The organism is Streptomyces olivochromogenes, from assembly GCF_021538895.1.
GTDB lineage: Bacteria > Actinomycetota > Actinomycetes > Streptomycetales > Streptomycetaceae > Streptomyces > Streptomyces olivochromogenes_A.
Map to the genome: position 1 here is coordinate 1 of NZ_JADDRL010000036.1, position 16,755 is coordinate 16,755.

A 16,755-nucleotide genomic window follows, 5' to 3' on the forward strand; every position below is an offset into this window, starting at 1 on the left:
GGACCGGTGAACCCCACCGGCCCCGAGGGCGCCGATTCCGTCGTCTCCAGGTTGAGCAGCTGTACGGCGCCCCGGCTGACCTGCTCGACCAGGGTTCCGGGCAGCCAGCCGCCCGTGACCAGCCGGGCCGCGCCGTCGGGTGCCAGGCGGCGGGCGACCTCCTCCGGGGCCGGCCGCGCGGCCGCGTCCTTGGTCAGGCAGGCCTCGGCCACCTCGCGCAGGTCCCCGCCCATCCCGCCGAGTTCCGGCTGCTCGTGGACGACCTTGTAGAGGAGGGCGGCCGAGGAGTCCCCGGGGAACGGCGGCTCACCGGTGGCCGCGTACGCCAGCACCGCGCCGAGGGAGAAGACGTCCGCCGCGCCCGTGACGCCCTTGCCCAGGATCTGTTCGGGCGACATGTAGCCGGGCGAGCCGATCGACACGCCGGAGGAGGTCAGCGACGCCGTGCCGTCCGTGGCGCGGGCGATGCCGAAGTCGATGAGGAGCGGGCCGTCCAGGGTCAGCAGCACGTTGGACGGCTTCACGTCCCGGTGCACCAGCCCCAGCGCGTGCACCGCCGCCAGCGCCTCGGCGAGGCCCGCGCCCAGCGCCCGTACCGTGTGCGCGGGCAGCGCGCCGGCGTCGGCCACGGCCGCCGCGAGGGAGGGGCCGGCCGCGTAGGCGGTGGCGACCCAGGGCACGGCGGCCTCCGGGTCGGCGTCCAGGACCGGCGCGGTCCAGGCTCCGCCGACCCGCCGGGCGGCCTCGACCTCGCGCCGGAAGCGGGCGCGGAACTCCTCGTCGAGCGCGAAGTGCGGGTGCACGATCTTGACGGCGACCGTACGGCCGCCCGCACTCCGCCCCAGGTACACGCGCCCCATCCCGCCGGAACCGAGCCGGCCGAGGAGCCGGTAGGGCCCGACGACGGTCGGTTCGTCGGCCGCGAGCGGCTGCATGGCGTCCCCCTCCCCCTGGGTCCTGCCGTCGAACTGGGCCCTGCCGTCGCACGACAGGGCCTACGCCTGACTGTCCAGCAGCGTAGTGATTAGGGCTGGAGCAGATCCACCTTCACATCCGCCGGGAAGCCGGTCGTCGGCCCGACCCGGCGCGCGAACTCGGCGACCGCCTCCAGTTGCGGCCCGCCGAAGCGGAAGTCGAGGGTGGTGAAGTACCGCTCCAGGACCTTCTCGTCGAAGGCCTCCCAGCGGGCGGCCTGCTCGGCGACCTTGCCGACCTCCTCCAGGGAGAGGTTGCGGGAGGAGAGGAAGGCCTCGTGGACCTGACGCGTGATCATCGGCTCGCGCTCCAGGTAGTCCCGCCGGGCCGCCCAGACCGCGAAGACGAACGGCAGCCCCGTCCACTCCTTCCACAGCGCACCCAGGTCGTGCACGGCGAGTCCGTAGCGCGGCCCGTCGTGGAGGTTCGCCCGCAGCGCCGCGTCGCCGATGAGTACGGCCGCGTCGGCCTCCTGCATCATCAGGCTGAGGTCGGGCGGGCAGGTGTAGTACTCGGGCTGGACGCCGTAGCGCTCGGCGAGCAGCAGTTGGGCCAGGCGCACGGAGGTGCGGGAGGTCGAGCCGAGGGCGACGCGGGCGCCGTCGAGCCGGTCCAGCGGGACCTGCGAGACGATCACGCAGGACATCACCGGGCCGTCGCAGCCGACCGCGATGTCGGGGAAGGCGACCAGGTCGTCGGCGTTGCGCAGGAATTCGACGAGGGTGATCGGGCCGATGTCCAGGTCACCCCGGACCAGCTGCTCGCTGAGCTTCTCCGGCGTGTCCTTGGTCAGCTCGAAGTCGAGGAGGGTGCCGGTTCTCGCGAGCCCCCAGTACAGGGGCAGGCAGTTCAGGAACTGGATGTGGCCGACGCGCGGCCGGGTGCGAGAATTGTCCACATCGCGACACTAGACCCCATGGGGTACGGTGCTGACTCCGACCCCTCCGTCAACCCAATAGGGCGAGTTCTTCAAACATCCGGGTGACGTGATCTTGACCTCTATTGCTTTCGGCTGCCCGCATGCTAGGCTCGCCGCAAGTTGCAGTTTGGTTTCCCTTGCAGTACAGAGCCTGCGGAGCATGTGACCGCGGGCTCTCGTCGTTTTCAGACGTATGCAGTCGTGCAGCACCGTTTCGCACTTGCAGGTTCTGGAGCAGGGCAACCCTTTTGAGCCCAAGGAGGGCTTATGGCTACCGGAACCGTGAAGTGGTTCAACGCCGAAAAGGGCTTTGGCTTCATCGCCCAGGAGGGCGGCGGCCCCGACGTCTTCGTTCACTACTCCGCGATCAACGCCTCCGGCTTCCGCTCCCTCGAGGAGAACCAGCAGGTGAGCTTTGACGTGACGCAGGGCCCGAAGGGTCCGCAGGCGGAGAACGTCACCCCCGTCTGATCTCTGCCTGATCGCAGAACCTGAGAGCAGTACCCAAGGAGCCCCGTGCCGTACGGCGACGGGGCTCCTGCCTTTTTCCACACGCGTTCATTTCTCGTTCACGCGCCTCACATGTGCTGCATGATCAGTACAAAAGTCGTACCGGGCAGCAGCGCCTCGTACGCGTGCGGAACATCCCCGCGATAGGTCAGATAATCCCCGGGCCCCAGTTCCACGGCCTCTCCGCTCGGCCCGGCCTTCACCTTCCCGGTACTCACCACGAGATGCTCGACGGTTCCCGGAATGTGCGGCTCCGAGACCCGGGCCGCGCCGGGTTCCGCACGCAGGTGGTAGATGTCCCGCCGGGCGCCCGGCGGGCTCGCCGACAGCAGGGTGGCGACGTAGTTGGCCTGCTCGGAGGCGACCGCGGGGCCCTCGCCGGCCCGGATCACGCGCACCGACGGCGCCGGCGGCTCGACCAGCGCGCTGAACGGCACCCCCAGTGCCACGCCCAGTGCCCAGATCGTCTCCATGCTGGGATTCCCGCTCGCCGCCTCCAGTTGCGAGAGCGTGGACTTCGCGATGCCGGCCCGTTTGGCCAGCTCGGACAGGGACAGCCCGGCTCGGGTGCGCTCGCGCTTGAGGGACGCGGCGATCCAGTCGAGGGGCAGCCGGGAGGGCGGGGGCGCCGCTGCGTCGGACATGTCGTTCGCTCCATCGGTACGATCGTTCGCCTTGACGAACAGGGTCTCTGCTGTTCATTGTAGAAAACATGCGTTCGCTGCTCCGAACAGACCCAAGACGCGGAACACGCCCCTCGGCGGACGGCCCCGACCGCGCCGACCGCACCGTGCGCGCGCTGGTGCGCGACAGCTCGCTCGTCTGGCTCGCCGGCGGCATCGTCGGCGTGTCCTTCGGGGCGATCTCCGTGGCCGGCGGGCTGCCGGTCTGGGTGCCGGTGCTGATGTCGCTGCTCGTCTACGCGGGCTCCGCCCAGTTCAGCGCGGTCGGTGTGCTCCTCGCCGGCGGCGGCCCGTTCGCCGCGGCGGCCACCGGGCTGCTGCTCAACACCCGCACCGCGGCCTTCGGTCTCGCGGTCGCGGAGTTCATCGGGGAGGGACGCCCGGCACGGTTCCTTGGCGCCCACCTGGTGACCGACGAGACCGTGGCCTTCGCCCTCGCCCAGCCGGACTCGGCCCACAGGCGGGCGGCGTTCTGGATCTCCGGCGCCGGTCTGTTCGCCGCGTGGAACGCGGGCGTGCTGATCGGGGCGCTCGCGGGCGGCGCGCTCGGCGACACCGCGGCGTACGGTCTGGACGCCGCCTTCCCCGCCGTCCTCGTGGCCCTGGTGCTGCCCGCCCTGCGCATGGACACGCGGCTGCGCCGCTCGGCGGCGCTCGGCGCCCTGTTGGCACTGGCGGCGACACCCGCCGTACCGGCCGGAGTGCCCGTGCTGCTCGCGCTCGCCGGGCTCGTGCTGTACGGACGGAAGGAGGCGGCATGAGCGCGACGGCCGCGATGATCCTGGCCCTGGCCGTCGGGACGTACGCGTTCCGGCTGGTCGGCCCCGCGCTGCACGGCCGGGTGGAACTGCCCGCCCGGCTCCAGGAGTTGCTGTCGGCGGGGGCCGTCGTCCTGCTCGTGGCCCTGCTGGCGACGGGCGGGCTCACCGAGGGCGGTGGCTTCGCCGGGTGGGCGCGGCCGGCCGGGGTGCTGGCCGGCGGCGTACTGGCCTGGAGGCGGGCGCCGTTCGTGGTGGTGGTGCTCGGCGCGGCGGGGGTGACGGCGCTGCTGCGGGCGGCCGGGGTGGCGTGAGGGGCGGTTGCCGAAGGGATGTCAGAGGGAGCGGATAGGGTCCGCGACCATGACCGACGCCGACTTCCTCACCACCACCCGGGCCTTCTACGACACGATCGTCGAGGACTACGCGGCCCACTTCCCCGACCCCCTGGGCACGAGACCGCTGGACCGGGCGGTGCTGTCCGCGTTCGCGGAACTGGTCGGGGACGGCGGGCGGGTGGCGGACCTGGGCTGCGGGCCGGGGCGGGTGACGGCGCACCTGGACTCGCTCGGCCTGCGGGTCTTCGGGGTCGATCTGTCCGGGGGAATGGTCGAGTTCGCCCGCCGGGAGCATCCGGGACTGACCTTTCGGCAGGGCTCGATGCTCGACCTGGACCTGGCCGACGGGGACCTGGCGGGGGTGGTCGCCTGGTACTCGGTGATCCACACCCCTGTGGACCGGCTGCCGGACCTGCTCGCCGAGTTCGACCGGGTCCTGGCCCCGGGCGGCCATCTCCTGCTGGCCTTCCAGGTCGGCGACGAACCCCTGTGCCTGGACCGGCCGTTCGGCCACCCGGTCCGCCTCGACTTCCACCGCCGGCAGCCCGGCCGGATGACCGAGCTGCTGGCGGCGGCCGGATTCGAGCCGCTGGCCCGGACCGTGCGCGAGCCGAACCGCGAGGACGGCGAGTCGACCCCGCAGGCCTTCCTGATCGCCCGCAAGCCCGGCTGACAAACCCCCGGAACACCTCTACAGCGTCCCGGCGATGTCCAGCGCGGCGATGTAGCCGAAGGTCATCGCCGGGCCGATGGTCGACCCCGCGCCCGCGTAACTGTGTCCCATGACGGCCGCGCTGGCGTTCCCGGCGGCGTACAGCCCGCGGATCACCGAACCGTCGGCCCGCAGCACCCGCGCCCGCGCGTCCGTCACCAGCCCGCCCTTCGTGCCGAGGTCGCCCGGCACGATCCGGAAGGCGTAGTACGGGGGCAGCCACAGGGGCGCGAGGCAGGAGTCCGGGAGGACGATCGGGTCCGTGTAGTAGTGGTCGTAGGCGCTGTCGCCGCGGTGGAAGTCGGGGTCCTTGCCGCTCAGGGCCTGGGAGTTGAACCGGTCGACGGTGGACCTGAGGGCGCCCGCCGGGACGCCGATGGCGGAGGCGAGCGCGTCCCAGCTCCAGGCCTTGTGGGCGGCCCGGGAGCCGTACCAGTCGTCGGGGAACGGCAGCGTCGGCGCGACGTCCCGGAACAGGTAGCGGTTGCGGTAGTTCTGGTCGACGATCAGCCAGGCCGGGATGTCCGGGTCGGTCGGGTTGCGGTCGTACATGGTGTGGACGACGTCGCTGTACGGGGCGGCCTCGTTGACGAACCGGCGCCCGGCCGCGTTGACCATCAGGCCGCCGGGAAGGGTGCGTTCGGCGAGGCAGAAGTAGGCCTGGCCGGGCAGCGGAATGGCGGGGCCCCACCAGGCGTCGTCCATCAGGTCGAGCGCGCCGCCCACCCGCTCGCCGGCCCGGATGCCGTCGCCCGTGTTCTCCTTGGCGCCGACGGTCCACTCCGTCCCGATGGGCTGCCGCTGGTACCGCGCCCGCATGGCGGCGTTGTGCTCGAACCCGCCGGACCCGACGGCGACCGCGCGCCGGGCGCGGACGAGTCCGGCGGCGCCGTCCCGGGTGACGACCGCGCCGGTGACCGCCCCGTTCTCGGTGTACAGTTCGGTGAGCGGGGTGTTGAGCCAGACCGGGACCTGGGCGTCCAGCAGCCCCTTGCGCAGCCCGGCCGCGAGGGACTGCCCCATGGTGAGGGGCTTCTGCCCGAGCAGGGCGGCCTTGGTGCCGCGGGCCAGGCACTCGGCGGCGACGGCGGCACCCTTGACGTTCACCGCCGCGAGGGCGAGCCACTTGTAGTCGGCGCTGAAGACCACCATGCCGGCCGGGACCGCCAGGTATGCCGGGTTGAGGTGGGCGAGTTCGCCGCCGAGGAGGTTGCCGTCGAGCTGGTCGGGCTCGATGGACCGGCCGCCCGGCAGGCCGCCCGGCAGCTCGGGGTAGTAGTCGCTGTAGCCCTCCATCCACCGGAACCGCAGCGGGCTGTTGGCCATGACGAACGCGATCATGCCCGGCCCGTGGGCGAGGAAGGCCTGCTGCCGCGAGGCGGGCACGTCGGACCCCACCACGGCCGCGAGATAGGCACTGGCCTTCGCCGGGGTGTCCGGCACGCCGGCGGCCAGGAGGACGGGGTTGTTCGGTATCCAGATCCCGGCTCCCGAGCGGGCGGCGGACCCGCCGAAGGTGGCCGCCTTCTCCACGACGACACAGCTCAGCCCCTGCTTGGCGGCGGTGAGCGCGGCCGTCATACCCGCGGCGCCCGCCCCGATGACGACGACGTCGTACGTACCGAGGACGGGTAAGTCGGCGGCGTCGGCGCTCTGCCCGGTGGCCGTGCCGACCGCGAGGGCGGCGCCGGCGCCCGCGGCGGCGCCGAGCACATGTCTCCGGGTGGGTGCTCCGGTGCGTCTCACGGCCATGGCAGGTCCCTCCAGAGGCGGGTTCGGGGGACCGGACTGTCGCGCGAGGGTCTTGTGAAGTCAAGGCCCGCGAGGGGCCGTGCGCCGGCCGCGGCGGCGGGCGGACCGGGGTTACGGCCGCAGGACGGCGTGGCAGTCCCGCCGGGCCGGATCGCTCAGCAGGGCCTCGCAGCGGGTGAAGAGGTCGAGCAGATCGGGGCCGTACGTCCGGCGGAAGGCGGGGTCCCGGCGGGCGAGGTCGAGTTCGTTGGCGGCGGTCAGCTCGGCGAAGTCGCGCAGGAGCTGGGGCGCGGGGTGCCTTGGGCCGCCGCCCGGGAAGCGGTCGTGGAAGGGGGAGGCGCCGTCCGTGAGGGTCGGGTAGGTGCCCTTCCGGTCGCAGCTCGCGTAGAAGTACACGATCGCCTCGGCCTCGGTGCCGATCACGGACACGAGGTCCGGGCGCCGGTCCAGGGGCAGCAGCGCGCCGGGGAACCCGTCGGTGCCGTAGGCCGCGTGGCACAGGCCGGCGAGCTGGAGGGCGGGGCGGGCGCCCCAGTAGGCGAGGAGCGCGCGGACGCGTTCGAGGTGGGCGAGGAGGGTGCCGCCGGGGTGAGGCAGGGCGTCGGCGCCGGTTCGAAGGAGGAGTTCCCTGGCCTCTGCCGCACGGTCTGCCACCCGTTCTGCTGCCACGGTGCCGCGTCCTTTCGGCGGTGGAGGGACGGAGGTGGTCGGCACCCGCTCCCTCTCCCCGTACCGGGTCCGGACTCGACGTGGGAGGTGGAGCGGGTTGCCGCCGGGGCCCTGTGGAGATCGTCGTACACGCCCTGAACCGAGTCAATCCTAAGGATGTGTCACCAACTCCAAGCGTTAACTTGGGTGTTATGACCTTGGAGGACCTGCGGGTGTTCGTGGCGGTGTGCCGGGCCGGGAGCCTGAGCGCGGTGGCCCGGGAGCTCGGCTGTACGCAGTCGGCGGTCAGCCAGCACGTGAAGCGGCTGGAGCGGGAGACGGGGGTCGCGCTGCTGGAGCGACAGCCGCGGGGCGTCGTGCCGACCCGGGCGGGCCGGCTGCTGGAGACTGCGGCGGCCGAGGGGATATCGGGCCTGGACCTGGCGGTGCGGCAGCTGCGGGATCTGGTCGACGGCCACAGCGGCCAAGTGCGGGTGGCGACCGGGGCGACGACCGTGCGGCACTTCATGTCGGAGGCGCTGGTGACGTTCCGCCGGCGTCATCCCAAGGTGAACCTGGAGTTCCGGACGGTGAGTTCGGGACGGGGCAGCTTCGACGCCCTGGCCGACGGGACGCTGGATCTCGCCTGGATCACCATCGGCCCGCCGGTGCGGGGGATCGAGCAGCGGCCGGTGGTGGAGCTGCCGTGGGTGCTGGCGGTCCGCTCGGACGACCCGCTGGCGGCGCACGCGTCCCTGGACGCCGCCGGCCTGCGGGACGTACGCCTGATCCGTCTGCCCCCGAACTCCACGTCCGCCACGCATCTCGACGCCACCTGCGCCGAGTCGGGGGTGCGGCTGGCGTACGACACGAGCGTCGCCGACTGGGACACGGCGCTGCTGCTGGCCGAACTGGGCGTGGGGCGGGCGGTGGTGCCCGCGGTCCCGGGCCTCGCCGTGCCGGGAAACGGCGAGCTCCGGCTGGTCCAGCTGCCCGGCCTGCGCCCCCTGCCGGTCGGCTGGGCCGTGCGCCGCTGGGACGCGCTCAGTCCGCCCGCCCGCTCCTTCGCGGCCACGGTCGCCGAACAGCGCCGCGAGCGGCTCGCGGTCAGCCCCCGTACAGCTCCTCCACCTCCGTCGCGAAGTCCCGCATGATCTGCTCGCGCCGCAGCTTCATCGACGGGGTGAGATGGCCGTCCAGCTCGGTGAAGTCCACCGGCAGGATCGTGAACTTGCGGATCGACTCCGGGCGCGAGACCAGCCGGTTCGCCTCGTCCACGGCCCGCTGCAGGATCGCCCTCAGCTCGGCGTCGTCCACGAGGAGTTCCGGCGGCACGGGGTGCTTGCCGTTCATCTGGCGCCAGTGGGTGATGCCGTCGAGGTCGAGGGTGATGAGGGCGCTGACGAAGGGGCGGGTGTCGCCGACGAGCATGCACTGGGAGATCAGCGGGTGCGAGCGCAGCCAGTTCTCCAGCGGGGCGGGGGCCACCGACTTGCCGCCCGCGGTGATCAGCAGCTCCTTCTTGCGGCCGGTGATCGTCAGATAGCCCTCGTCGTCGAGCTCGCCGATGTCGCCGGTCGGCAGCCAGCCGTCCCGTGTCGCGGGCACCACGCCGCCCGCCTGCGGATCCCAGTATCCGCGCAGCACGTGCTCGCCCGCGATCAGGATCTCGCCGTCGGCCGCGATACGGACCTTCGTGCCGGGCAGCGGCCAGCCCACGGTCCCCAGCCGGGGCTTCAGCGGCGGGGTCACCGTGGATGCGCCGGTGGTCTCCGTCAGGCCGTACCCCTCGAAGATCTCGATGCCCGCGCCCGCGTAGAACGCGGCGAGCCGGCGGCCCAGCGGGGAGCCGCCGCAGATCGCGTACCGCACGCGCCCGCCCATGGCGTTGCGGATACGGCGGTAGACCAGCGGATCGTAGAAACCACGGGCCGTCTTCAGGGCGCGGCTCGGGCCGGGGCCGGTGCCCGTCTGCTGGGCCTCGACCGCCTCGCCGTACCGCCGCGCCACCGCCGCCGCCCGGTCGAAGGACGACGCCCGGCCGCCCGACTCCGCCTTGGCCCGCGCGCTGTTGAAGACCTTCTCCAGCATGTAGGGGATGGTGAGCAGGCAGGTCGGCTTGAAGGCGGCCAGGTCCGGCAGCAGGTCCTCCGCCTTCAGGCTCGGGACGTGTCCGAGCCGCACCCGCGCCCGGACGCAGGCGATGCCCACCATCCGTCCGAAGACGTGCGACATCGGCAGGAAGAGGAGCACCGACACGTCCTCCCCCTTCGCCTTGAAGATGGGGTGGAGGAGCTCGATCGCGTTGTCCACCTCGGCGAAGAAGTTGCCGTGCGAGAGCGCGCAGCCCTTGGGGCGGCCGGTGGTGCCGGAGGTGTAGATGAGGGTGGCGAGCGTGTCGGGGCCGAGCATCCCCCGGCGTACGGCCACCTCCGCGTCCGGCACCAGCGCGCCGAGTTCGGCGAGCCGGTCCACATGCCCCTTCTCCATCACCCACAGGTGCCGCAGGTCGGGGATGTGGTCGAGTTCGGGGCCCAGCGCGGAGGCCTGGGCCGCCGTCTCCGTCACGAGGGCCACCGCGCCCGAGTCCTGCAGGATCCAGCGGGTCTGGAAGAGGGAGGAGGTGGGATAGATGGGGACGGTCACCAGGCCCGCGGCCCAGGCCGCGAAGTCGAGCAGCGTCCACTCGTACGTCGTCCTGGCCATGACGGCGATCCGGTCGCCCGGCACCAGGCCCTCCGCGATGAGGCCCTTGGCCACCGCGAGGACCTCCTCGGCGAACCGGGCGGCCGTCAGGTCCACCCAGGAACCGTCGGCCGTCCGCCGGCTGAGGACCACCGCGCGGGGGGCCGTCTCCGCGTTGTCGAACGGCAGGTCCCCCAGCGATCCGTGCTTCACGGGCGGGGCGAACGGCGGTACGAACGCCTCCCGCACGGCCCCGTCGAGCCGGCGCGTCTCGGGCTCGACGAGGATCGGCAGACCGTCGTAGTCGGTGGCCGAAACAGGTGCGGTTGAGGAGGCGGGGGCATTCGGAAAGGGCGTGGACACGGGGCGGCTCCTCGGGCGTGCAGCGACGGAACGCTTGCTGCCTGTCGTACGTGCCTCGCGCACCGAGGCGTTCAGCGGCGGGCCGTGGATTGGGGGTTACCGCCAGTTAGGCAGGAGATCGTACCCAGCCACCTGTGGCGGGATTGTGCGGTTTACGGGCGGGTCCGGGGCCGGGGCTGTGCAGTCTCACGGGTGACGTGAGGGAGGCTCAGTTTCGGTACAGGACCGCCGCGAGCGTGTCCTGGTTGGGTAGCCTTACCTCCGGTAACCTTACTCCGGAGTAAGCATTCCGGTAAGTAGCCGCGCACGCACACCGAGCCGCATGGGAGTTGGACATGGCCGACCGCTACCTGAGCTTCACCGGCACGGCGCCCGGCCGCTTCCCGACCAGCGGCCAGAGCCTGCTGGGGGCGTGATGACGTCCGCCGCTCTTGTCCTCACCGACTCCCCCGCCCTCGCGCCCCTGCTCGCCCGGGGCGCGCTGCGCTCCCCGTTCAAGCGGCCCTGCCCGGACGCCGACTACCCGCGCACCCGGCTGGTGCTGCCCGGCGTGCGCGTCGACCTGTCCCGGCTGGCCGCGTACGAGCGGGTGTGCGGCTTCGCCACCGGCGACGACGGGCTGCCGGTCACCTATCCGCACGTCCTCGGCTTCCCGCTGGCCATGCGGCTGATGAGCGACCGGCGCTTTCCGCTGCCGCTGCTCGGCCTGGTCCACACGTCGATCGAGATCACCCGGCACACGTCCCTGCCCGCCACCGGGGAGTACGAACTCGCCGCGCACGTCGAGGGACTGGCAGCGCACCGGCGCGGGACGCAGGCCACCGTCGTCACCGAGGTGCGGGGCGCCGGGGAGGTCGTCTGGGAGTCGCGGAGCACGTATCTCGCCCGGCACCGCACCGGTTCCGCCGCCGCGCGGCCGGCCGGGGACGAGCCGGGCGGGCTGCCCGAAGTCGCCGAGTGGCGGATCGCGGAGGACGTCGGACGCCGGTACGGGGCCGCGTCCGGGGACCGCAACCCCATCCACCTGCACCCGCTCACCGCCCGCCTCTTCGGCTTCCCGCGGGCCATCGCGCACGGCATGTGGACCGTGGCCCGCTGTCTCGCCGCGCACGGGGTGCCCCAGTCCACCCGGGTGCGGGCGGAGTTCAGGGCACCGGTCCTGCTGCCCGGGACGGTGGAGTACGCGGCGCGGGACGGCCGGTTCGAACTGCGCGGCGGGGGCCGCACCCATGTGGAGGGGCGTGTGGACAGGCTCGGGTGAGGGGCGAGGAGCAAGGGGCCTACGGTCGCCCTGCCCCGCTCAGACCGTGGCCGGAGGAGTCCAGGGCCGCCCCTCCATGAGGTTGCCCAGGCCCGCCCAGGCGAAGTTCATCAGGGTCGCCGCGGACTGCCGGGCGGTGACGCCCGGGGTGGCGTTGGCCCAGGCGGCGAGGGACTCGGCGGCGCCGACCAGCGCCTCGGCCAGCCCGGCGACCTCCCGCTTGGGCAGGTCGGGGTCCCGGTGCGCGTCCCGGGCGGCGACCACGATCAGGTGGGTCACGAACGCGACGAGTTCCTCGCGCATCGCGGCGACCTCGGCGGCGAAGGGCTCGCCGTGGGTGCGGGCCTGCAGATGCAGCACCGACCAGCCGTCCGGGTGCTCGGCGGTGTGCGCGAAGAACGCCTGGAGCCCGTCCCAGAGTTGGCGGTCGGCGGGCAGTCCCGGCCGGACCCCGCCGCGGACCGCTTCGATCAGCGCCTTGCCCTCACGGCGGATGCACGCCGTGAACAGGTCTTCCTTGGAGTTCAGGTACAGGTACACCAACGGCTTGGACACGCCCGCCAGTTCGGCGATCTCGTCCATCGACGCGGCCATGTATCCCCGCTGGCCGAAGGTTCTCACGGCGGCGTCGAGCATCTGCTGCTCCCGCACCGCCCGCGGCATCCGCTTGGTCTTCACGGCACCCATGAGGGAAAGACTAGTTGGGCGCCGCACTCCCCAGCGCGCGCAAGGGTGTTACGAAGCCTGACCCTGCGCCCGCGCCGTGTCGTCCGCCACGTCCTCCTGGCTGCGGTTGGCGGCCAGGTTGGCCTTGGCGCGGTCGACCTTCTGCACGACCTGCACGGACGCCCGGTCCCGCTCCTTGCGCAGCACGACCCAGCTGATCGGCGCCGAGATCACCATGGCGAGCAGGATGATCCACAGGAAGTTGGAGTCGCCGAAGCCGCGCGGGAAGAGGCCGGCGTAGACAGCGCCCCAGACGACCAGGAAGCAGCCCGCCAAGATACCGAGGCGCATCAGCGTGTAGCGGAGCATCTCAATCCACTCTTCCGAATCGAACGGTCTGAACAGCCACAAAGGGCACCGTCCAGTGAAGCACGTTCCGGACCCGATCTTGCAGGGGGGTGGCCGGGGGCGCGGGGCGGGCGGTCACAGCGGCAGCAGCATCGTGATGTCGTCGCGGTGGTCGCCCGGCCCGACCCGTATCGCGCCCGGCACGCGGCCGACCTCCCGGTATCCGCAGGAGGCGTAGAACCGCTCCAGGCCCAGGCCGCTGCGGCAGGTGAGCCGGATCGCGTCGATGTCCTCGAAGCCGCGCCCCGCGTCGGCGGCGGCCGCCAGCAGGTCACGGCCGTACCCCCGGCCCTGGTACTTCGGGTGCACCATCACGGTGTAGAGCCACAGCCAGTGCGTCTTCAGCCGGTGCGTGTTGAAGGCGAGGAACGCGGTCGCGGCCACCCGCCCCTCCTCGTCGTGCCCGACGAGCAGCCGCATCCGTCCCCCGGCCATCTCCGCGAGGTGCCTCAGCAGCTCCGGGCGTATGTCCTCCCGGGTGACCGGCGCCACGAAGCCGACCGCCCCGCCGGAGTTGGTGACCTCGGTCCACAGATCGAGGACACCGTCCCGCAGGGCGGGCGTGACGGCGGGGTCCAGCGTGAAGGTGAGCGGCACGTCAGACGCGCATGGGCTGCGGGGACTCGCGGCGCGCCGGGTCCGGGCCGTCGTACTCGCGGATGATCTCGTACCGCGTGTTGCGCTCCACCGGCCGGAAGCCCGCGTCGCGGATCAGGTCCAGCAGGTCCTCGCGGGTCAGCTTGTTCGGGGTGCCGTAGTTGTCCGCGTCGTGCGTGATCTTGTACTCGACGACCGAGCCGTCCATGTCGTCGGCGCCGTGCTGGAGGGCGAGCTGGGCGGTCTGGACGCCGTGCATGACCCAGAAGACCTTGACGTGCGGGACGTTGTCGAAGAGCAGCCGGGAGACCGCGAAGGTCTTCAGGGCCTCGGCGCCGGTCGCCATCTGGGTCCGGGCCTGCAGCCGGTTGCGGATCTTGCCGTCCTGCATGTCCACGAAGTCGTGCTGGTAGCGCAGCGGGATGAAGACCTGGAAGCCGCCGGTCTCGTCCTGCAGCTCGCGCAGCCGCAGCACGTGGTCGACGCGGTGGCGGGGCTCCTCGATGTGGCCGTACAGCATGGTGCACGGGGTCTTGAGGCCCTTCTCGTGCGCCAGCCGGTGGATCCGGGACCAGTCCTCCCAGTGGGTCCGGTGGTCCACGATGTGCTGGCGCACCTCCCAGTCGAAGATCTCCGCGCCACCGCCGGTGAGGGACTCCAGACCCGCGTCGATGAGCTCGTCGAGGATCTCGGAGGCGCTGAGCCCCGAGATGGTCTCGAAGTGGTGGATCTCCGTCGCCGTGAAGGCCTTCAGCGACACGTCCGGCAGGGCGGCCTTCAGCTCGCGCAGGGAGCGCGGGTAGTAGCGCCACGGCAGGTTCGGGTGCAGCCCGTTGACGATGTGGAGCTCGGTGAGGTTCTCCGACTCCATCGCCTTGGCGAGCTTGACCGCCTCCTCGATGCGCATCGTGTACGCGTCCTTCTCGCCCGGCTTGCGCTGGAACGAGCAGTACGCGCACGAGGCCGTGCACACGTTGGTCATGTTGAGGTGCCGGTTGACGTTGAAGTGCACGACGTCGCCGTTCTTGCGCGTCCGCACCTCGTGGGCCAGGCCGCCGAGCCAGGCCAGGTCGTCCGACTCGTACAGCGCGATGCCGTCCTCGCGGGTCAGCCGCTCACCGGAGCGGACCTTCTCCTCCAGCTCGCGCTTGAGCCCGACGTCCATGCCAACACCTTTCCTCGACAGCTCGACCAACCGTACTCCCCCGCCTCCAGGGCGAACGGCACCCCCGGGCGCCCTCGCCCCTAGACCTCTTCGGGCAGCTCGCCGACCCGGTTCTCCCACTTCGTGGACAGCACGATGGTGGTGCGGGTGCGGGAGACGCCCTTGGTGCCGCTGAGCCGCCGGATGATCTTCTCCAGGCCGTCGACGTCCGTGGCCCGGACCTTGAGCATGTAGGAGTCGTCGCCGGCGATGAACCAGCAGTCCTCGATCTCCGGCAGGTCCTTGAGCCGCCGGGCCACGTCCTCGTGGTCGACGGCGTCGGAGAGCGAGATGCCGATCAGGGCGGTGACACCGAGGCCGAGGGAGGCGGAGTCCACCGTGGCCCGGTAGCCGGTGATGACACCGGCCGCCTCCAGCCGGTTGATGCGGTCGGTGACGCTGGGTCCCGACAGGCCGACGAGGCGCCCCAGCTCCGCGTAGGAGGCCCGGCCGTTCTCCCTCAGGGCCTGGATGAGCTGCCTGTCCACCGCGTCCATGCGATCGAAGCCTTCCACTGAAGAGTTCCGAAGAGATGAGAGGTACTGCGACTTGCTCAGATGACGCTCACGTCGTGCGGGTTCCGCCGCCGAGTTCGCCCTCCCAGCGACGGTAGAGCCGGTGCGCGACACCCGCCGCGTCCAGCACGCGTCCGGCGACGAAGTCCACCAGGTCCTGGATGTGGGTCGCCCCCGCGTAGAAGGCCGGCGAGGCGGGCACCACACTCGCACCCGCGTCGTCGAGGGAGACCAGGTGGCGCAGGGTCTGGCCGTTCAGCGGGGTCTCCCGTACGGCCACGACGAGCGGGCGGCGCTCCTTGAGGGTGACGCTCGCCGCCCGCTGCAACAGGTCCTTGGACAGCCCCAGGGCGACACCGGCCACGCACGCGGTCGAGGCGGGCACGATGAGCATCCCCTTCGCCGGGTACGACCCGGAGGACGGCCCGGCGGCGAGGTCACCCGCGCTCCAGTACCGCATGCCGTCCACGTCCACCTGGAACGTGCCGGGCTTGCCGTCGGCGCCCCGCGCCAGCCATTCCCGCAGGTCCTCCTGCCAGTGGCCGTCCCTGAAGGCGATCCCGGTCTCGTCGAGCAGCGTGAGCCGCGAGGCCCGTGACACCACCAGGTCGACGCTCTCACCGGCGTCCAGCAGCGCCCGCAGCACGGCGGCGGCATACGGCGTACCCGACGCCCCCGACACCCCCACGATCCAAGGCGCGCGCTGCGTTTCTCCTGCGTTCACACCTTGAGCGTACCGGTGGGACGCGGGGTGTTCAGGCCGGGTCGGCCGTCACCGGGTCCGGCCGGGGTCCGAGCCCGGGATCCGATCCTCCCGAGCACCCCGGCACCGTACTCAGACGGTCAGGCCCCGGACCAGAAGGTCGAGCAGGGCGCACACGAACAGGGCAATGCCGATGAAGCCGTTGACGCTGAAGAACGCCCTGTTCAGGCGGGACAGGTCGTGCGGGCGGACGATGGTGTGCTCGTAGACGAACGCGCCCGCGACGATCAGCAGGCCGAGCCAGAAGAACGCGCCGGCGTCGGTGAGCGCCGCGTACCAGGCGAACAGGGCCGTCGTGATCACATGGCAGACCCGCGCGCCCCGGATGGCCGCCGGGATGCCGAAGCGGGCCGGGACCGACATGACGCCGATCTCGCGGTCGGTCTCGACGTCCTGGCAGGCGTAGATCAGGTCGAAGCCGCCGATCCAGATGCCGACGGCGAGACCGAGGACGACCGCGTCCCAGGACCACTCGCCGGTGATCGCCAGCCAGCCGCCGATGGGCCCCATGGCCTGGGCCAGGCCCAGGATGGCCTGCGGGAAGTTCGTGAACCGCTTGCCGTAGGGGTACACCACCATCGGGACGACCGCGATGGGGGCCAGGGCCAGACAGAGCGGGTTCAGCAGGGCCGCCGAGGCCAGGAAGACCACCAGGGCGATCAGCGCGCCCGTCCAGGCGTGCTTCACCGACATCGCGCCGGTCACCAGCTCGCGGTGGGCGGTCCTGGGGTTGCGGGCGTCGATCTCGCGGTCGATGATCCGGTTCACCGCCATGGCGAAGGTGCGCAGGCCGACCATGCAGATCGTGACCAGCAGCAGGCGGCCCCAGTGGATGTTCTTGTCCCACTCGAACATCGCGGTCAGCGCGGCGATGTAGGCGAAGGGCAGCGCGAACACCGAGTGCTCGATCATCACCAGGCGCAGGAACGCCTTGGTGCGTCCCGGCTGCGGGATCGCGGCGGATGCGGAACTCACTGAGAACCTCCGAGAATGCCCCG

General features: G+C 71.9%; 19 protein-coding genes. 6 read left to right on the plus strand and 13 right to left on the minus strand.

Annotated features, from left to right (window positions below; translation table 11 throughout):
- Positions 1-935, minus strand: a 935-nt coding sequence (locus IPZ69_RS19575) for a serine/threonine-protein kinase (protein WP_235455448.1), incomplete at its 3' end; no start/stop codon positions are given.
- A gap of 89 nt (positions 936-1,024) precedes the next feature.
- Positions 1,025-1,873: a menaquinone biosynthetic enzyme MqnA/MqnD family protein gene (locus IPZ69_RS19580; RefSeq protein ID WP_235455449.1), complete on the minus strand. Its 849-nt coding sequence runs from the start codon at positions 1,871-1,873 to the stop codon at positions 1,025-1,027.
- Positions 1,874-2,161: 288 nt separating this feature from the next.
- Between IPZ69_RS19580 and IPZ69_RS19585 the strand changes: the two genes are divergently transcribed.
- Positions 2,162-2,365, plus strand: a complete 204-nt coding sequence (locus tag IPZ69_RS19585; RefSeq protein WP_003992177.1) for a cold-shock protein — start codon at positions 2,162-2,164, stop codon at positions 2,363-2,365.
- Between the two features lie 107 nt (positions 2,366-2,472).
- On the opposite strand, the gene IPZ69_RS19590 is transcribed toward IPZ69_RS19585, so the two are convergent.
- Positions 2,473-3,048, minus strand: coding sequence for a helix-turn-helix domain-containing protein (locus tag IPZ69_RS19590; RefSeq protein ID WP_235455450.1), 576 nt, complete (start codon positions 3,046-3,048; stop codon positions 2,473-2,475).
- A 68-nt stretch (positions 3,049-3,116) separates the two neighbouring features.
- Between IPZ69_RS19590 and IPZ69_RS19595 the strand changes: the two genes are divergently transcribed.
- Genes IPZ69_RS19595 through IPZ69_RS19605 form a run of 3 tightly spaced genes read left to right on the plus strand, consistent with a single transcriptional unit; the run spans position 3,117 to position 4,856 of the window.
- A complete protein-coding gene (locus IPZ69_RS19595) occupies positions 3,117-3,848 on the plus strand; it encodes an AzlC family ABC transporter permease (protein ID WP_235455451.1) in 732 nt (243 codons plus the stop codon).
- Positions 3,845-4,159 carry an AzlD domain-containing protein gene (locus IPZ69_RS19600; protein WP_235455452.1) on the plus strand — a complete coding sequence of 105 codons (315 nt, stop codon included), beginning with the start codon at positions 3,845-3,847 and terminating at the stop codon, positions 4,157-4,159. The genes IPZ69_RS19595 and IPZ69_RS19600 overlap by 4 nt, the downstream gene beginning before the upstream one ends.
- Before the next feature lie 49 nt (positions 4,160-4,208).
- Complete coding sequence (locus IPZ69_RS19605; protein ID WP_235455453.1) at positions 4,209-4,856, plus strand: class I SAM-dependent DNA methyltransferase; 648 nt, start codon at positions 4,209-4,211, stop codon at positions 4,854-4,856.
- Positions 4,857-4,874: 18 nt separating this feature from the next.
- On the opposite strand, the gene kstD is transcribed toward IPZ69_RS19605, so the two are convergent.
- Positions 4,875-6,647, minus strand: coding sequence for a 3-oxosteroid 1-dehydrogenase (gene kstD, locus IPZ69_RS19610; RefSeq protein ID WP_268834792.1), 1,773 nt, complete (start codon positions 6,645-6,647; stop codon positions 4,875-4,877).
- 111 nt (positions 6,648-6,758) lie between these two features.
- On the minus strand, positions 6,759-7,316 hold the full coding sequence (locus IPZ69_RS19615) for a DUF6817 domain-containing protein (protein WP_235455454.1): 558 nt from the start codon (positions 7,314-7,316) through the stop codon (positions 6,759-6,761).
- Between the two features lie 191 nt (positions 7,317-7,507).
- On the opposite strand from IPZ69_RS19615, the gene IPZ69_RS19620 reads away from it, so the two are divergent.
- Entirely contained in the window at positions 7,508-8,449 is a 942-nt protein-coding gene (locus tag IPZ69_RS19620; protein ID WP_235455455.1) for a LysR family transcriptional regulator, read from the plus strand.
- On the opposite strand, the gene IPZ69_RS19625 is transcribed toward IPZ69_RS19620, so the two are convergent.
- On the minus strand, positions 8,403-10,343 hold the full coding sequence (locus IPZ69_RS19625) for an AMP-dependent synthetase/ligase (RefSeq protein WP_235455456.1): 1,941 nt from the start codon (positions 10,341-10,343) through the stop codon (positions 8,403-8,405). The two genes, IPZ69_RS19620 and IPZ69_RS19625, sit on opposite strands and share 47 nt — an antisense overlap.
- Positions 10,344-10,758: 415 nt before the next feature.
- Between IPZ69_RS19625 and IPZ69_RS19630 the strand changes: the two genes are divergently transcribed.
- Positions 10,759-11,604: a MaoC family dehydratase gene (locus tag IPZ69_RS19630; protein WP_235455457.1), complete on the plus strand. Its 846-nt coding sequence runs from the start codon at positions 10,759-10,761 to the stop codon at positions 11,602-11,604.
- A gap of 39 nt (positions 11,605-11,643) precedes the next feature.
- On the opposite strand, the gene IPZ69_RS19635 is transcribed toward IPZ69_RS19630, so the two are convergent.
- The 7 genes from IPZ69_RS19635 to mqnP all read right to left on the minus strand — a co-directional run bounded on the left by IPZ69_RS19635 (position 11,644) and on the right by mqnP (position 16,732).
- Entirely contained in the window at positions 11,644-12,291 is a 648-nt protein-coding gene (locus IPZ69_RS19635) for a TetR/AcrR family transcriptional regulator (RefSeq protein WP_235455458.1), read from the minus strand.
- A 48-nt stretch (positions 12,292-12,339) separates the two neighbouring features.
- Positions 12,340-12,639 carry a DUF4229 domain-containing protein gene (locus tag IPZ69_RS19640; RefSeq protein WP_235455459.1) on the minus strand — a complete coding sequence of 100 codons (300 nt, stop codon included), beginning with the start codon at positions 12,637-12,639 and terminating at the stop codon, positions 12,340-12,342.
- A gap of 114 nt (positions 12,640-12,753) precedes the next feature.
- A complete protein-coding gene (locus tag IPZ69_RS19645; protein ID WP_235455460.1) occupies positions 12,754-13,275 on the minus strand; it encodes a GNAT family N-acetyltransferase in 522 nt (173 codons plus the stop codon).
- A 1-nt stretch (position 13,276) separates the two neighbouring features.
- Positions 13,277-14,440, minus strand: a complete 1,164-nt coding sequence (mqnE, locus tag IPZ69_RS19650; RefSeq protein WP_235455461.1) for an aminofutalosine synthase MqnE — start codon at positions 14,438-14,440, stop codon at positions 13,277-13,279.
- Positions 14,441-14,520: 80 nt separating this feature from the next.
- Entirely contained in the window at positions 14,521-14,976 is a 456-nt protein-coding gene (locus IPZ69_RS19655) for an Lrp/AsnC family transcriptional regulator (RefSeq protein ID WP_235455462.1), read from the minus strand.
- Positions 14,977-15,043: 67 nt separating this feature from the next.
- Complete coding sequence (locus tag IPZ69_RS19660; RefSeq protein WP_235455463.1) at positions 15,044-15,718, minus strand: UbiX family flavin prenyltransferase; 675 nt, start codon at positions 15,716-15,718, stop codon at positions 15,044-15,046.
- A 111-nt stretch (positions 15,719-15,829) separates the two neighbouring features.
- A complete protein-coding gene (mqnP, locus tag IPZ69_RS19665; protein WP_235455464.1) occupies positions 15,830-16,732 on the minus strand; it encodes a menaquinone biosynthesis prenyltransferase MqnP in 903 nt (300 codons plus the stop codon).
- Positions 16,733-16,755: the final 23 nt, after the last annotated feature.

Excerpts from the sequence above, each read along its gene's own strand:
- IPZ69_RS19585 (WP_003992177.1), top strand. The coding sequence starts at position 2,162 with ATGGCTACCGGAACCGTGAAGTGGTTCAACGCCGAAAAGGGCTTTGGC.
- mqnE (WP_235455461.1), bottom strand. The coding sequence starts at position 14,440 with ATGGACGTCGGGCTCAAGCGCGAGCTGGAGGAGAAGGTCCGCTCCGGT.
- IPZ69_RS19605 (WP_235455453.1), top strand. The coding sequence starts at position 4,209 with ATGACCGACGCCGACTTCCTCACCACCACCCGGGCCTTCTACGACACG.
- IPZ69_RS19590 (WP_235455450.1), bottom strand. The coding sequence starts at position 3,048 with ATGTCCGACGCAGCGGCGCCCCCGCCCTCCCGGCTGCCCCTCGACTGG.
- kstD (WP_268834792.1), bottom strand. The coding sequence starts at position 6,647 with ATGGCCGTGAGACGCACCGGAGCACCCACCCGGAGACATGTGCTCGGC.
- IPZ69_RS19630 (WP_235455457.1), top strand. The coding sequence starts at position 10,759 with ATGACGTCCGCCGCTCTTGTCCTCACCGACTCCCCCGCCCTCGCGCCC.
- IPZ69_RS19640 (WP_235455459.1), bottom strand. The coding sequence starts at position 12,639 with ATGCTCCGCTACACGCTGATGCGCCTCGGTATCTTGGCGGGCTGCTTC.
- IPZ69_RS19655 (WP_235455462.1), bottom strand. The coding sequence starts at position 14,976 with ATGGACGCGGTGGACAGGCAGCTCATCCAGGCCCTGAGGGAGAACGGC.
- IPZ69_RS19620 (WP_235455455.1), top strand. The coding sequence starts at position 7,508 with ATGACCTTGGAGGACCTGCGGGTGTTCGTGGCGGTGTGCCGGGCCGGG.
- IPZ69_RS19635 (WP_235455458.1), bottom strand. The coding sequence starts at position 12,291 with ATGGGTGCCGTGAAGACCAAGCGGATGCCGCGGGCGGTGCGGGAGCAG.
- IPZ69_RS19600 (WP_235455452.1), top strand. The coding sequence starts at position 3,845 with ATGAGCGCGACGGCCGCGATGATCCTGGCCCTGGCCGTCGGGACGTAC.
- IPZ69_RS19595 (WP_235455451.1), top strand. The coding sequence starts at position 3,117 with ATGCGTTCGCTGCTCCGAACAGACCCAAGACGCGGAACACGCCCCTCG.